The following is a 14399-nucleotide window of genomic DNA, read 5'->3' on the forward strand; positions in this document are numbered from 1 at the left end:
CTGTGGACCGGCGTTGGCAGCTTATTGATGGCAAGTGTTGTTACTTCAATACCCTGAAAAATAAGAGCGCACTGCGTGCGCTCTTATTGCGAATCAGGCGCCAAAGACTTGAGAACTGAATCTGGATGAGCGCCAGGCGCTCACGGATTGGAGTTTCGGACCTTCCGGCCTACTCACTTTGCTTCTGCAGGCGTCGGCGCGTGCACTGCATCGGCACCGTGTTTTTCTCCGCTCATGTCCACTTGATCACCAAATTGCATGATCATGTACAACGAAATGGCGGCGAAGATGGCAAAAGCCACAGCAATTTTCCACATGAGAGTCTCCTTTGTTCTGAAGAAGGGGCATCCACTTTTCAAGCTTGGAGGCTGTCGCCAAGAAAAAAACCCCAACTCCTGAGAACTGGGGCTTCAACCTTGGAGCAAACCCTGGAGGCATTACACCAGCCAGGGTTTGCAGAGAGCTTACGCTCTGGGCGATCAGAACAGGTGACGCACGCCCACGGCGATGGAGCGGAAGTTGTCGCCAGCGTTGGTCACGCCATAAGCAGCATCGTCGCCATTGTTGATCTTGGTAAAGTAGCCGTACACCTTGGTGCGCTTGCTCAGGTTGTAGTTATAGCCCAGGGTCCACTGGGTGGCCGAGGTCTTGAAGCCATCGAAATCACCCTTGTAGCTTTGTGCACGGCCCACGTTGGCGTGGAATTCCGATGCGCCCAGGGTGTACATGGCGGCCAGACGGTAGGCGTGGCGCTTGGTGTCGAACGCTTCCGAATCAACCTTGTAGTACTGGTAGTAGGCACCCAGGGTCAGGCTGTTGATGGTGTAGCTTGCGCGCAAACCCAGTTGCTGTTCTTTTTGGGTGTCGCCAAAACGCTTGCTTTCAGCGCGTGTGTAGCCCAAGCCGAGGCCCAGGGGGCCATTAGCATAGTTCAAAGCTGCGTCGAATGCCCCCTTCTCTGTGCCTTGCACTGCACCAACGCCGCCAGGCAAACCGATTTCATTGCCGCCTGCAACAGTGCGAGTCTTCTTTTCGCCGAAGCCGTAGTTGAACTCAGCAGTCACGCCACCGAATTCGGGCGAACGGTAGGACAGCTGATTGCCTTCGGGGAAGACATAAGCATACAGGGCATCGGCAGAAGTGCCGGTGTCGTGGTTGTGCATGCTGATGTAGTCCGCAGTGGCCAGGTAAGAGCCCACGTAGAACTGGCCCATGCGCACGGTACCGAAGCTGCCGGACAGGTTCACTTCGCTATGGCGTTGGAAGTTGAAGCCTGCACCGTTGTCCGAGCCAAAATTGCCTTCCAGTTGGAAGCCTGCCTTCAGGCCGTTGCCCAGGTCTTCCGTACCACGGAAACCGAGGTAAGAGCTGTTGGAGTTCATCACCGATGTGCTGGTGTCACCAGTCTTCTGGCTTTCCACGGTGGTGTTGATACGGCCATACACGTTCACGCTGCTTTGGGCCATGGCGGCGGAAGTACCGCAAACGGCCAGAACAGCCAGCATCACGCGAGTTGTCTTCGTCATGTTATTTCCTTGGTGGGTTGAGGGTAGCCATCAACTTTGTGTGACTTGCACTTGCAAAGGGCTGATCAAATTTTAGGGAGTGCACCACCCGATGAAGGCTTTTGCTTGAAGTTTTGATGACGAATGATGCATGACAACAACACAAAATGCTGCTATGCACCACAAGTTTTCACTCTGAAAAGAAACGCCCCGCTTTGAGGCGGGGCGCACAACTGTGGGGAGCGACTTTTAATCAGTCGTCGGCATAGATATCCACATCCTTGGTATCACGCAGGAACAGGGTGCCGATCACTGCGGTGGCACCTGCAATGATGATGGGGTACCACAGACCGTTGTACATGTTGCCGGTCTGGGCAACGATGGCAAAGGACATGGTGGGCAGCAGGCCGCCGAACCAGCCGTTGCCGATGTGATAAGGCAGGCTCATAGAGGTGTAGCGGATGCGGGTGGGGAACATCTCCACCAGCATGGCTGCGATGGGGCCGTAGACCATGGTCACCAGGATCACCAGATAGAACAAGATGAGAATCATCATGGGCTTGTTCATCTTGGCGGGGTCGGCCTTGTCGGGGTAGCCGTCCTGCTTCAAGGTTTCTGCCAGGCTCTTGGTGAACGCAGCGCCCTTGGCCTTGGCATCGTCGGCACTCAGACCCACCGAGCTGTAGCTGGGGATGGTGTGTTCACCGATTTTGATGACGGCAGGGGTGCCGGCGGGTGCCTGCTCGGTGTCATAGCTGACCGAGCGATTGGCGAGGGCTTGTTTGGCGATGTCGCAGGAGCTGGTGAACTTGGCCGTGCCTGTGGGGTTGAACTGGAATGAGCACTCGGCGGGGTCAGCCACGATAACCACCTTGGCGTTCGCTTGTGCGGCGGCCAGGTCCGGGTTGGCGGCGGAGGTCAGGGCCTTGAACACGGGGAAGTAGGTGAACACGGCCAGCGCGCAGCCCAGCATGATGATGGGCTTGCGACCAATCTTGTCCGACAGCGAGCCGAAGACCACGAAGAAGGGCGTACCCAGCAGCAGCGCGGCGGCGATCATCAGGTTGGCGGTGACGGCATCAACCTTCAGCTGCTGTGTCAGGAAGAACAGCGCGTAGAACTGGCCCGTGTACCACACCACGGCCTGACCGGCTGTCAGACCGACCAGTGCCAGCAGCACAATCTTCAGATTCTTCCATTGGCCGAAGGACTCAGCCAGCGGTGCCTTGGAGGTTTTGCCTTCAGCCTTCATCTTCTGGAAGGCGGGGGATTCCGACAGCGTCATGCGGATCCACACCGAAATGGCCAGCAGCAGGATGGACACCAAGAAGGGAATGCGCCAGCCCCAGTCTTGGAACTTTTCTTCGCCCATCGCGGTGCGCGTGCCCAGAATCACCAGCAGCGATAGGAACAGACCCAGCGTGGCGGTGGTCTGGATCCAGGAGGTGTAGGCACCGCGCTTGCCCTGGGGCGCGTGTTCGGCCACATAGGTGGCCGCGCCGCCGTATTCGCCGCCTAGTGCCAGGCCTTGCAGCATGCGCAGCACCATCAGGATGATGGGGGCTGCCACACCGATGGTGGCGTAGTTGGGCAGAACACCCACGATGAAGGTGGAGATGCCCATGATCAGGATCGTCACCAGGAAGGTGTACTTGCGACCGATCATGTCACCCAGGCGGCCAAAGACCAGCGCACCGAATGGACGGACGATGAAGCCGGCTGCAAACGCCAGCAGCGCGAAGATGAAGGCGGAGCCTGCATCCAGTCCGCTGAAGAACTGCTTGGCAATGATGGCTGCCAGCGAACCGTAGAGGTAGAAGTCATACCACTCGAACACAGTGCCGAGGGATGACGCAAAGATCACTTTGCGTTCTTCTGGCGTCATGGGCCGAGCGGCAGCTGTGCCTTTCGGTCCTACGCCGTTTGCAGCGTTGATGGCCATGGTGTTGTCTCCTGAATGTGATTGTTGCTTGCCGCCATGTGCGGACGATCACATTCTTGGAGGCCGTACTGACCCGCTTCTGACGCGAATCCAACGCGAACTTGCGTCAAACTGACGTGCTTCTGACAAATTCAGGTCAAACCCGCGCAGTCTGTTTCGGGATGTGACATGGCCGGAAATTCCTACCGGGGAAGGCGGTGCTTGAAATCAGGCCAAACCCGAGGGAGTGGCATCGGCATTTACCCAGCCCTCTGTTTGGAACCAGGGGTGCCCATCCAGGTAGTCGCGCAGCATCGGCAGGCTGTCGAGCCCCCAGAAATTCTGCCCGTCCACGGTGAAGGCGGGCACGCCAAATACGCCCAGGGCCGCGGCCGCTTCGGTGTTGTTGCGCAGCAGGGGCTTGGTGGCCTCGGTGGCATCGGCGGCGGCGGTGAAACGCGGCTGCAGTTCGGCCTGCAGGGCCTGCAGCCGCGCGGGGGCCAAAGCATCCTTGCCGCCCTGCCAGACGTGGCGGAAGATGGTCTCCGCCACATAGCGGTTGATGCTGCCGTCGTGGCTGGTTTGCAGCGCCAGGCGCAGCAGGGGCAGGGGGTTGAATGGGTGCTTGGCCGGCATCTGCAGCGGAATCTGCAGGTGCTGGCCCAGCCACACGGCGTGCTGGTAGGTCCACACCCGCTTGGCGGGGATGCCGGCCGGCCCCGGGTTGTGGTGTTGCTGCAGCAAGGCACCGAGCAGGACCGGGCGGTACTCCACGTGGCAGTGCAGGCCCGCCAGGGTGTGGGGCAACTGCTGGAAGGCCAGCCATGCGTAGGGCGAGACAAAGTCCAGGTGCATGGTGATGTGGCGCATGTCGCTTGCCTTTCAGGAGGTTAAGAAGCCGGCCCGCAGCGTTGCTGGATCTGCTGCCAGATGTGGCGTTTGGCCGTGGCATCGGCTTTGCCCCAGCAGCGTAATTCATCCAGGGTGCGCAGGCAGCCCACGCAGTACTGGCGGTCTGCATCCATACGACAGACGGAGATGCAGGGTGAGGGCGGAGCCTCGGCGGCCGAGGGCTGCAGGCTGCCTTGGGCCAGCAGGGTCTGCAACTTGTGCCGCAAGGCGTCGGGCACAGGCGGGATGGCGGAGGCGACAGGTGCTGCCTCCGTGTCCACCCGCTGCGCAATGTCGACCACCGGGGCCTGGGCCAGGGCGCGCAGGGCCTCCATGTTCAAGGCAAACACCGCATGCGGGTGACCGGCTGCCGCCCACAGCACGTCAAAGCGTTGCAGGCTGCGGTCGATCAAGGTCACGGGTGCGTGGGCGTGCGCCACCGGGCTGACGCCGCCGATGGAGAACCCGGTCCGGTCCTTGACGAAGTCGGCATCCGCACGGCCGATCTTGCCGACCAGGGCGGCCACCTTTTTTTCATCCACGCGGCGATCCCCGGCCGCCACCACCAGCACCGAGGCGCCGTCTTCCTTGCGCTTGAAGATCACGCTCTTGGCCACCTGGCCGACCGCGATCCCCAACTGGTCGGCCGCTTCCTGCGCGGTGCGGGCCGCACCCTCGAGCATCTGGGGCGTGTGGGGGTGACCGACTTCCTGCAGGTAGCGCGCCACGCGCTGCACGCCTTCGGGCAGGGGATGCAATTCAGAACCGCACATTCACACCGCCTCGCAGGCCGCGCTGCTGGCGCGTTTGGCCAGGATCGCCTTGGCCACGCGCGATTGCGTGGGGCGTCCCAGGTGATCGCTGATGAACTGGCCGGCATCGATCAGCTGGTCCAGGTCGATGCCGGTGTCGATGCCCATGCCATGCAGCATGTAGACCACGTCCTCGGTCGCCACATTGCCCGTCGCCCCCTTGGCGTAGGGGCAGCCGCCCAGCCCGGCCACCGAGGTGTCGAACTGCCACACGCCCATCGCCAGGGCCGCCAGGGTGTTGGACAGGGCCTGGCCGTAGGTGTCGTGGAAATGGCCGGAGACGTCATTCAGGTCGAAGTGCTGCAGCGTGGCCTCGATGGCCTTGCGCACCTTGATGGGCGTGCCCACGCCAATCGTGTCCGCCACGCCGATGTGCTGCACGCCAATGCCCTTCATCAGACCGGCCAGGTAGGCCACGCGCTCGGGCGCGATCTCGCCTTCGTAGGGGCAGCCGACGGTGCAGCTCATGGCGCCGCGCACGTGGATGCCGGCCGCGCGGGCGGCGGCCACCACGGGGGCGAAGCGTTCGATGCTCTCGGCGATCGAGCAGTTGATGTTCTTCTGGCTGAAGGCCTCGCTGGCCGCGCCGAAGACCACGATCTCATCGGGGCGCGACAGCACGGCCGCTTCAAAGCCCTTCATGTTGGGCGTCAGCACCGAGTAGCGGACGTCGGCGCGGCGCTCGATGCCGGCCATGACCTCGGCGTTGTCGCCCATCTGGGGCACCCATTTGGGGGAGACGAAGCTGGTGACCTCGATCTCTTTCAGGCCGGCCGCCTGCAGGCGGTGCACCAGCTCGATCTTGACCGCGGCGGGCACGGGCTGCTTTTCGTTCTGCAGGCCGTCGCGGGGGCCGACATCGACCAGTTTGACGCGGGTAGGGTAGCTCATGGGGTGGTCCTTGTGGGTCTGTGAACGGTCGGGTCAATAACCGCGCTGGGGGTCGACCATGCCGACCACGGCCTCGCCGCGGCTCAGGGCGGCGACCTTGCCGGCGATCTGGGCAATGCTGTCCTCGCGCAGGGTGCGGGCCGAGGTGTGGGGCGTCATGGTGATCTGCGGGATGGTCCAGAACGGGTGGCCGGCGGGCAGCGGTTCCTGGCGGAACACGTCCAGCATGGCACCGGCCACATGGCCTTGGGCGATCAGGGCCACCAGGTCCTCTTCCACCAGGTGGGCACCGCGCGCCACGTTGATCAGGTAGGCGCCGGGCAGCAGCTGCTGCAGCGTGTCGCGGCACAGGATGTTCTCGGTCTCGGGCGTCAGCGGCAGCAGGTTGACCAGCACGCGCGTGCCGCGCAGGAAGTCGTGGAAACCGGCCTCGCCGCTGAAGGTCTGCACACCGTCGATCTGCTTGGGGCTGCGGCTCCAGCCGCGCACGGGGAACTCGAACACGCGCAGTGCCTTGGCCACGCGCTCGCCCAGCACGCCCAGGCCCATCACGCCGACGGGGAAGTCGGCGCGCAGCTGGGGCTTGCGGAATTGCCACTGGCCCTGGCGCATGTCGGCCTCGTAGGCATCGAGTTCGCGGAAGTGGCGGATCACGGCCTGGGTCACGTACTCGGCCATCTGCACGGACATGCCGGCATCGTCCAGGCGCACCACCTGGGCCTGGGGGGGCAGGCGCAGCTTCAGCAGCGCGTCGACCCCGGCACCGATGTTGAACAAGGCCTTCAGCCCCGGCTGCTCGTCCAGGAACTGCTGGGGCGGCGCCCAGACCACGGCGTAGTCCGCCTGGGGCGCACCGGGCGCCCACACACTGATGTCGGCATGCGGCAAGGCGGCGCGCAGTCCTTCCAGCCAAGGTTCGGCCTTGGTACCCGTACAGCAAAAAGTCACTCGCATGGCGGCAAGGTTACAGGGTGGGCGATGGCCTGTCTGTCACGGGGACAGAGCTACTTCCAAAAAAGGAGCTGCTGGCGCAGGTACTGCAAGAAATTGGCAGGCTTTCTCATTGGAAGATGGCGTACATCCTGCGCGGGCAGCTATGGGTTTTCAGACAGCCGGGTGGGCGACTGCGGAGGGTGGCGGGGCGCGGAACGCAGCCGGCAGGCCGGTGGGTCCCACCCCCGCCCACCGGCCGTTTGCGGCCGGCGCGCGTTCAGGCGGTCGCCTCGATGCGGATCAGCTCAGCGCCTTCGCTGACCTGGTCGCCGGGGGCGTACAGCAGCTCCTGCACCACGCCGTCGGCGGGGGCGGCGATGGTGTGCTCCATCTTCATGGCCTCCATCACCGCCAGCGGCTGGCCCTTGGTGACGGCATCGCCGGCCTGCACGGCAAACGACACCAGCTTGCCCGGCATGGGCGCGGTCAGGCGGCCGCCTTCGGCACCGTGCTCGCCGGCGTGGGCCAGCGGGTCGGGCAGCTCCAGCACGGCCGCGCCCTGGGGCGTGAAGATGTGGCGCACCTCGCCCTGCACATGCACCTGGGCGGTGCTGCGCAGGCCGGCAAACTGCACCAGCAGGCCGTCGCCCTGGGGCTGCCAGTCCAGGCGGCCCGTGGTGTCCCCCACCTGCAACTGCAGCTGGCCGTCGTGCCCCGTGGTCAGGCTGGCAGCGACGGGCGTGCCGCCCTGCAGCAACTGCAGGCTGCGGCGCGGCGTGCCGTGGCTGTGCCAGCCGTCGCGGCGGCTGAAGGGGTCGGCCGTCTGCAGCGCCTGTTCGGCCTGCAGCAGCTGGGCCACGGCAGCGGCCACGGCCAGGGCGGTGGGCACGGGCTGCTGGTCGAACAGCGCGGCCTTCTCGCGCTCGATCAGGGCCGTGTCCAGCTGGGCGCCGGCAAAGGCGGTGCTGCGCACCACATGGCGCAGGAACTGCACGTTGGTGGCCAGGCCGACGATCTGCGTCTGCGTCAGGGCCGCATCCAGCCGCGCCAGGGCCTGGGCGCGCGTGTCGCCGCGCACGATGAGCTTGGCGATCATGCTGTCGTAGAAGGGGCTGATGGCATCGCCCTCGCGCACGCCGTCGTCCACGCGCACATCGCTGATGGCAAAACTGCTGCACGCCGGCTTGCGGTAGACCTGCAGCGTGCCGGTGGCGGGCAGAAAGCCGTTGTCGGGGTTTTCGGCGCAGATGCGGGCCTCGATGGCGTGGCCGATGATCTTCAGCTCGGACTGCTGTTTGGGCAGGGGCTGGCCGGCGGCCACGCGCAGCTGCCACTCCACCAGGTCTTCGCCGGTGATGGCCTCGGTCACGGGGTGTTCCACCTGCAGGCGGGTGTTCATCTCCATGAAGTAGAACTGCATGGCGTCGGGCGCGTCGTAGCCGCCGGGCTGCTCGACGATGAATTCCACCGTGCCCGCGCCCACGTAGCCCACGGCCTGGGCGGCGGCCACGGCAGCGGCGCCCATCTTGGCGCGAAGGGCTTCGGTCATGCCGGGGGCGGGGGCTTCTTCCAGCACCTTCTGGTGGCGACGCTGCACGGAGCAGTCGCGCTCGAACAGGTAGACGCAGTTGCCCTGGGTGTCGCCAAACACCTGGATCTCGATGTGGCGCGGGCGCAGCACGTATTTCTCGACCAGCACGGCGTCGTTGCCGAAGCTGTTAATGGCCTCGCGCTGGCAGCTGGCCAGGGCGGCGGCGAAGTCCTCGCGCCGCTCCACCAGGCGCATGCCCTTGCCGCCGCCGCCGGCGCTGGCCTTGATCAGCACCGGGTAGCCAATGCGGTCGGCCTCGCGCTGCAGCAGCGCGGGGTCCTGGTCGGCGCCGTGGTAGCCGGGCACCAGGGGCACGCCGGCCTTTTCCATCAGTTGCTTGGATTCGGCCTTCAGGCCCATGGCGCGGATGGCGCTGGCAGGCGGGCCGATGAAGACCAGGCCGGCGGCCTGGCAGGCCTGGGCGAAGTCCTCGTTCTCGCTCAGGAAGCCATAGCCGGGGTGGATGGCCTGTGCGCCGGTGGCCTGGGCGGCTTGCAGGATGCGCTCCCAGCGCAGGTAGCTGTCCTTGGGCGCGCTGCCGCCGATGTGCACGGCCTCGTCGCAGGCGGCCACGTGCTTGGCCTGGGCGTCGGCGTCGGAATACACGGCCACGGTCTGGATGCCCAGGCGGCGGGCGGTGGCAGCCACGCGGCAGGCGATTTCGCCGCGGTTGGCAATCAAAATTTTGGTGAACATGCCTTGTCTCCGTTTGAAGTGTTTTGAGGCTCTAGCGATTATTGGGTCAGCGTTAGCAGCTATGTTTTTGGCAATTGCGGCGGCGCAGGTGCTGCCGCCCCCATCCAGCCTCTGAGCCTGCGCAGGGCAGCCCGCAGAAAGCGCCACAGCAGCCAGGTGACGGCCCACATCAGCACCACCGTGACCGCCAGCACCGCGGCGAACACGGCTGGGTGGGCCAGTGCCAGCCAGACGGCGCCCACGGCGGCCGTGTCCTCGGCCAGGCTGGCACCCAGGTTGCTGAAGGGCTCGGGGCTGGTGTTGATCACGGCGCGCGTGGTGGTCTTGGCGGCCTGGCTGGTGGCGGCCAGCGTGCCGCCCATCAGCGCTGCGGCCAGGGCCATGGTGGCGTGGTCGGCGCCGAACACGCCGGCCGCCAGGGCCGCGCCGGCGGGCACGCGCAGCACGCTTTGCAGCAGGTCCCACAGCGAGTCCACGCCGGGGATCTTGTCGGCGAAAAACTCCACGCACAGCAGCCCGCCGCTGGCGAACAGCAGGGCCGGGTGGGCCAGCACCTGCAGGCTGCCGGGCAGCACCAGGGCGCCGGTGGCCCCCAGCAGGCCCACCAGGAACACCACCAGGTACAGCCGAAAGCCGCTGGCCCAGCCCAGGGCCGCCGCCAGAGCCAGCAGGCTGGCCATGTCCATGCTGCCGACGGCCTGGCCCACCCCGGCCGCTGCGGCGCTGGCGCTGTCCAGCACGGCCCCGCCGGCCTGCTCCACCGCCGTGCGGTCGGGGTGCAGGCCCACGCGGTGCAGCCACTGCAGCAGGGTGTTCCAGAGGTCGTTCATGGGCGTTCAGCGTGGCGTGCGGTGGGGCTCAGGACAGCCAGGCCGGCTTGCGCTTGGCCAGGAAGGCCTGCACGCCCTCCTTGCCCTCGGCGCTGGCGCGGATCTCGGCAATGCCTTCCACGGTGCGGGCGATCAGGGCCTCGTCAATGGCGTGGCCCGCCGTGTCCTGCACCAGCCGCTTGCAGGCGCGCACGGCGGCCGGGCTGGCCTGCAGCAGGTGCTTGAGCAGGCCGTCCACGGCGTCGTCCAGCGCCTCGGGGGCGACCACCTGGTGCACGAAGCCGATGCGCAAGGCCTCGGCGGCGTCAAAGCGCTCGCCGGTCAGGAAGTAGCGCTGCCCGGCACGGGCGCCCATGGCGCGCAGCACGTAGGGGGCGATGGTGGCGGGGATCAGGCCGATCTTGACCTCGCTGAGGCAGAAGTGGGCGCTGTCCACGCTGACGGCCATGTCGCAGGCCGCCACCAGACCCAGGCCGCCGGCGTAGACATCGCCCTGCACGCGGGCGATGGTGGGGTGCGGGCAGGTGTAGATGGTGCGCAGCATCTGCGCCAGCTTGCCGGCATCGACCAGGTTCTCCTCGCGGCTGTAGTCGGCCATGCGGCGCATCCAGTTCAGGTTGGCGCCGGCGCAAAAGGCCGGGCCCTCGGCGGCCAGCACCACGGCACGCACGGCGGCGTGCTGGGCCACGGCCTCGAAGGCGGCGGTGATCTCGGCGATCACCTCGTCGCTGAAGGCGTTGCGGATCTCCGGCTGGCTCAGTGTGATGGTGGCCACACCGGCGTTGGTGGTCAGGGTGACGGGACGGGTCATGGGCGTGCTCCTGGCTGGGTCATCGGTCCATTACATGCGGAAGACACCGAACTTGGTGTCCTCCATCGGCGCATTGCGGCTGGCGGACAGGCCCAGGGCCAGCACGCGGCGCGTGTCGGCGGGGTCAATCACGCCGTCGTCCCACAGGCGGGCGCTGGCGTAGTAGGGGTGGCCCTGGACTTCGTACTGCTCGCGGATCGGGGTCTTGAAGGCGTTCTCCTCCTCGGCGCTCCACTGGCCGCCGCGGGCCTCGATGCCGTCGCGCTTGACCGTGGCCAGCACGCTGGCGGCCTGCTCGCCGCCCATCACGCTGATGCGCGCGTTCGGCCACATCCACAAAAAGCGCGGGCTGAAGGCGCGGCCGCACATGCCGTAGTTGCCGGCGCCAAAGCTGCCGCCGATGATGATGGTGAACTTGGGCACCGCCGCCGTGGCCACGGCCGTGACCAGCTTGGCGCCGTGGCGCGCAATGCCTTCGTTCTCGTACTTGCGCCCGACCATGAAGCCGGTGATGTTCTGCAGGAACACCAGGGGCACCTTGCGCTGGCAGCACAGCTCGATGAAGTGCGCGCCCTTGACGGCCGATTCGCTGAACAGAATGCCGTTGTTGGCGATGATGCCCACCTGCATGCCTTCGATGCGCGCAAAGCCGCAGACCAGGGTGCTGCCAAAGCGCGCCTTGAACTCGTCGAACACGCTGCCATCGATGATGCGGGCAATGATCTCGCGCACGTCAAACGGCTTGCGCGTGTCGGTCGGGATCACGCCATACAGCTCTTGCGCATCAAAAAGCGGAGCTGCTGGCACAGCATCGGTGGGCGCTGCAGGCTTGTTTTTATTCAAATTCTTCACCGCCGTGCGCGCCAGGGCCAGGGCGTGCAGGTCGTTGTCGGCCAGGTGGTCGGCCACGCCGGACAGGCGCGTGTGCACGTCGCCGCCGCCCAGGTCCTCGGCGCTGACCACCTCGCCCGTGGCCGCCTTCACCAGCGGCGGGCCCCCCAGGAAGATGGTGCCTTGGTTTTTGACGATGATGGACTCGTCGCTCATGGCCGGCACATAGGCGCCGCCGGCGGTGCAGCTGCCCATGACCACGGCAATCTGCGCAATGCCCTGGGCGCTGAGGTTGGCCTGGTTGTAGAAGATGCGGCCGAAGTGGTCGCGGTCGGGGAAGACGTCGTCCTGGTTGGGCAGGTTGGCGCCGCCCGAGTCCACCAGGTAGATGCAAGGCAGGCGGTTCTGCTGGGCGATCTCCTGGGCGCGCAGGTGCTTCTTCACCGTCATCGGGTAGTAGGTGCCGCCCTTCACCGTGGCGTCGTTGCACACGATCATGCAGTCCACGCCGCTGACGCGGCCGATGCCGGCGATCAGGCCCGCGCCCGGCGCGTCGTTGTGGTACATGTTCAGTGCCGCCAGGGGCGCTACTTCCAGGAACGGCGTGCCGGGGTCCAGCAGCATCTGCACGCGATCGCGCGGCAGCAGCTTGCCGCGCGCCACATGCTTGGCGCGCGCGGCCTCGCCGCCACCCTGGGCGATCTGCTCGCAACGTGCGCGCAAGTCATCGACCACGGTCTGCATCGCGCGCGCATTGGCCTGGAAGTCGGCCGAGCGCGGGTTGAGTTGGCTGTTTAGAACGCCCATGTTGTCTCCTTGGTATCCCTAGGGTTATCCCGATGTTGATTCAGGGTTTTTGTGATCGTTTGCGACGGAAGCGCGCCAGTGACACCAGACAATGCCGCATGCACACCGTTGAAACCGTCCTGCTGGTGCTGATGTTGGGGGCGCTGACCGGCATCGCGGCCCGCTATGTCCGCGCCATTCCGCTGCCCCTGATCCAGATCGCCCTGGGTGCCCTGATTGCCTGGCCCCAGCGCGGCCTGCACATCGCCTTCGACCCGGAACTGTTTCTGCTGCTGTTCATCCCGCCGCTGCTGTTTGCCGACGGCTGGCGCATCCCCAAACGCGAATTCTTTGCCCTGGCGCGCCCCATCCTGCTGCTGGCCTTCGGCCTGGTGCTGATCACCGTGCTGGGCCTGGGCTACCTGATCCACTGGATGATTCCGGCCATGCCGCTGACCGTGGCCTTCGCCCTGGCGGCCGTGGTCTCGCCCACCGACGCGGTGGCCGTCTCGGCCATCACGCGCAACCTGGGCATGCCGCACAAGACCATGCACATGCTCGAGGGCGAGTCGCTGCTGAACGACGCCTCGGGCCTGGTGGCTGTCAAGTTCGCCGTACTGGCCACGTTGACCGGCGTGTTCTCGTGGAGCAATGTCGCCAAGGACTTCACCTGGATGGCCGTGGGCGGCCTGGGCATCGGAGCGCTGCTGGGCTGGGGCTTCAGCTATGCGCGCGATGCCATCACGCGCCGCGTGGGCGACGTGGCCGCCACGCAGATGGTGCTGCTGCTGGTGCTGCTGCCGTTTGCGGCCTATATCGTGGGTGAAAAGATCGGCGTGTCGGGCATCCTGGCGGCCGTGGCCGCCGGCGTGGCCACCAATTTCGCCGACCTGGACCGCAGCAATTTCATCTCGGAGCGCCTGCAGACCGAAGGCACCTGGAACATGGTGGAAGCCGCCTTCAACGGCGCCATCTTCCTGCTGCTGGGCCTGCAGCTGCCGTCCATCATCGGCGTCACGCTGATGGACGCCGGCCACGAAGGCTGGAAGCTGGTGGGCTATGTGGCCGTGATCTCGATCGCGCTGCTGCTGGTGCGCTGGGCGTGGATCACGCTGGGCGTGCACGGCGCGCTGCGCAAGGCCCACCGCGAAGGCAAGATGGCCGAAAAGCCCTCGCACCTGCTGAACCTGGCGACCACCATGGCCGGCATCCGCGGCGCCGTCACGCTGGCGGCGGCGCTGTCCATCCCCGTGCACCTGCACAATGGCCGCCCGTTTCCCGAGCGCGACCTGCTGATCTTCCTGGCCACTGGCGTGATCCTGTTCACCCTGGTGCTGGGCGCCATCGCCCTGCCGCTGATCCTGCGCCGCATGCCGCCGCACGAGGACACGGAAACCCAGCTGGAAGAGCGCAACGCGCGCACCGTGGCCTGCAAGGCGGCGATCGCCAGCCTGACGCTGACCGAAGAGGACATGCAGCAGCACGACGAGCAGTGGGTGGCCCAGTACCAGGAGGTGGTGGGCCGCATCACGCAGGAATACCGCAACCGCATCCACCTGCTGGACGACAGCTCGGGCGTGGCCACGTCCACCGAGGCGCAGCGCGACACCCCCGAGATGGTGCATGAGCGCCGCCAGCGCCTGGTCAAGGAAATGGAGCTGCGCGTGCGCTGCATCCAGGTGGAGCGCGACGCCCTGTACGCCGAGCGGCAGGCGCACCGCATCAACGACGAAGCCCTGCGTGCCATGGTCAGCGAGCTGGACATGGCCGAGGTGTCGCTGCGCAAACGCCTGGCCGTGGCCTGCCGGGCCGCAGGCCTGAAGCCGGGCAAGACCACCGCCTGAGGCGGCGGGCAGGGCAGGGGGGCGGTGGCGCATGGGCGTGAACGTCTCCGTCGGGTG

At 66.0% G+C, this 14399-nt stretch carries 12 protein-coding genes and 1 pseudogene; 1 reads left to right on the top strand and 12 read right to left on the bottom strand.

Going from position 1 to position 14399, the window contains the following annotated elements; genetic code table 11:
* Window positions 1-173: 173 nt before the first annotated feature.
* The 12 genes and pseudogenes from FYM52_RS18745 to FYM52_RS17570 form a co-directional block, all read right to left on the bottom strand.
* Window positions 174-317, bottom strand: coding sequence for a hypothetical protein (locus FYM52_RS18745; RefSeq protein ID WP_162858936.1), 144 nt, complete (start codon window positions 315-317; stop codon window positions 174-176).
* A 162-nt stretch (window positions 318-479) separates the two neighbouring features.
* A complete protein-coding gene (locus tag FYM52_RS17525; RefSeq protein WP_154165016.1) occupies window positions 480-1526 on the bottom strand; it encodes a porin in 1047 nt (348 codons plus the stop codon).
* A gap of 232 nt (window positions 1527-1758) precedes the next feature.
* Window positions 1759-3447: an MFS transporter gene (locus FYM52_RS17530; RefSeq protein ID WP_043385311.1), complete on the bottom strand. Its 1689-nt coding sequence runs from the start codon at window positions 3445-3447 to the stop codon at window positions 1759-1761.
* A gap of 207 nt (window positions 3448-3654) precedes the next feature.
* Window positions 3655-4296 carry a 2-hydroxychromene-2-carboxylate isomerase gene (locus tag FYM52_RS17535; protein ID WP_154165017.1) on the bottom strand — a complete coding sequence of 214 codons (642 nt, stop codon included), beginning with the start codon at window positions 4294-4296 and terminating at the stop codon, window positions 3655-3657.
* 20 nt (window positions 4297-4316) lie between these two features.
* Window positions 4317-4619 carry a DUF1289 domain-containing protein gene (locus tag FYM52_RS19215; RefSeq protein ID WP_370513868.1) on the bottom strand — a complete coding sequence of 101 codons (303 nt, stop codon included), beginning with the start codon at window positions 4617-4619 and terminating at the stop codon, window positions 4317-4319.
* Window positions 4599-5090, bottom strand: a pseudogene (locus FYM52_RS19220) (YbaK/EbsC family protein); the annotation flags it as partial. The gene FYM52_RS19215 and the pseudogene FYM52_RS19220, both read right to left, overlap by 21 nt.
* Window positions 5091-6020, bottom strand: a complete 930-nt coding sequence (locus FYM52_RS17545; RefSeq protein ID WP_043385317.1) for a hydroxymethylglutaryl-CoA lyase — start codon at window positions 6018-6020, stop codon at window positions 5091-5093.
* A 33-nt stretch (window positions 6021-6053) separates the two neighbouring features.
* Entirely contained in the window at window positions 6054-6974 is a 921-nt protein-coding gene (locus FYM52_RS17550; RefSeq protein WP_154165019.1) for a glyoxylate/hydroxypyruvate reductase A, read from the bottom strand.
* A 256-nt stretch (window positions 6975-7230) separates the two neighbouring features.
* The gene (locus FYM52_RS17555) at window positions 7231-9240 is read right to left on the bottom strand and encodes an acetyl/propionyl/methylcrotonyl-CoA carboxylase subunit alpha (RefSeq protein WP_154165020.1); all 2010 of its coding nucleotides are present in this window, start codon (window positions 9238-9240) and stop codon (window positions 7231-7233) included.
* Window positions 9241-9299: 59 nt separating this feature from the next.
* A complete protein-coding gene (locus tag FYM52_RS17560; RefSeq protein ID WP_154165021.1) occupies window positions 9300-10070 on the bottom strand; it encodes a DUF4126 domain-containing protein in 771 nt (256 codons plus the stop codon).
* Window positions 10071-10098: 28 nt separating this feature from the next.
* Entirely contained in the window at window positions 10099-10881 is a 783-nt protein-coding gene (locus FYM52_RS17565; RefSeq protein ID WP_043385329.1) for an enoyl-CoA hydratase/isomerase family protein, read from the bottom strand.
* 30 nt (window positions 10882-10911) lie between these two features.
* Window positions 10912-12519: a carboxyl transferase domain-containing protein gene (locus FYM52_RS17570; protein ID WP_154165022.1), complete on the bottom strand. Its 1608-nt coding sequence runs from the start codon at window positions 12517-12519 to the stop codon at window positions 10912-10914.
* A gap of 98 nt (window positions 12520-12617) precedes the next feature.
* Here FYM52_RS17570 and FYM52_RS17575 point away from each other — a divergent pair, with 98 nt between their 5' ends.
* The gene (locus FYM52_RS17575) at window positions 12618-14342 is read left to right on the top strand and encodes a Na+/H+ antiporter (RefSeq protein ID WP_154165023.1); all 1725 of its coding nucleotides are present in this window, start codon (window positions 12618-12620) and stop codon (window positions 14340-14342) included.
* Window positions 14343-14399: the final 57 nt, after the last annotated feature.

Source organism: Comamonas sp. CAH-2, from assembly GCF_009668305.1.
In the GTDB taxonomy this organism is placed as follows: domain Bacteria; phylum Pseudomonadota; class Gammaproteobacteria; order Burkholderiales; family Burkholderiaceae_C; genus Comamonas; species Comamonas aquatica.

Coding starts and splice junctions, on each gene's coding strand:
- FYM52_RS18745 (WP_162858936.1), bottom strand. CDS start 317: ATGTGGAAAATTGCTGTGGCTTTTGCCATCTTCGCCGCCATTTCGTTG.
- FYM52_RS17525 (WP_154165016.1), bottom strand. CDS start 1,526: ATGACGAAGACAACTCGCGTGATGCTGGCTGTTCTGGCCGTTTGCGGT.
- FYM52_RS17530 (WP_043385311.1), bottom strand. CDS start 3,447: ATGGCCATCAACGCTGCAAACGGCGTAGGACCGAAAGGCACAGCTGCC.
- FYM52_RS17535 (WP_154165017.1), bottom strand. CDS start 4,296: ATGCGCCACATCACCATGCACCTGGACTTTGTCTCGCCCTACGCATGG.
- FYM52_RS17545 (WP_043385317.1), bottom strand. CDS start 6,020: ATGAGCTACCCTACCCGCGTCAAACTGGTCGATGTCGGCCCCCGCGAC.
- FYM52_RS17550 (WP_154165019.1), bottom strand. CDS start 6,974: ATGCGAGTGACTTTTTGCTGTACGGGTACCAAGGCCGAACCTTGGCTG.
- FYM52_RS17555 (WP_154165020.1), bottom strand. CDS start 9,240: ATGTTCACCAAAATTTTGATTGCCAACCGCGGCGAAATCGCCTGCCGC.
- FYM52_RS17560 (WP_154165021.1), bottom strand. CDS start 10,070: ATGAACGACCTCTGGAACACCCTGCTGCAGTGGCTGCACCGCGTGGGC.
- FYM52_RS17565 (WP_043385329.1), bottom strand. CDS start 10,881: ATGACCCGTCCCGTCACCCTGACCACCAACGCCGGTGTGGCCACCATC.
- FYM52_RS17570 (WP_154165022.1), bottom strand. CDS start 12,519: ATGGGCGTTCTAAACAGCCAACTCAACCCGCGCTCGGCCGACTTCCAG.
- FYM52_RS17575 (WP_154165023.1), top strand. CDS start 12,618: ATGCACACCGTTGAAACCGTCCTGCTGGTGCTGATGTTGGGGGCGCTG.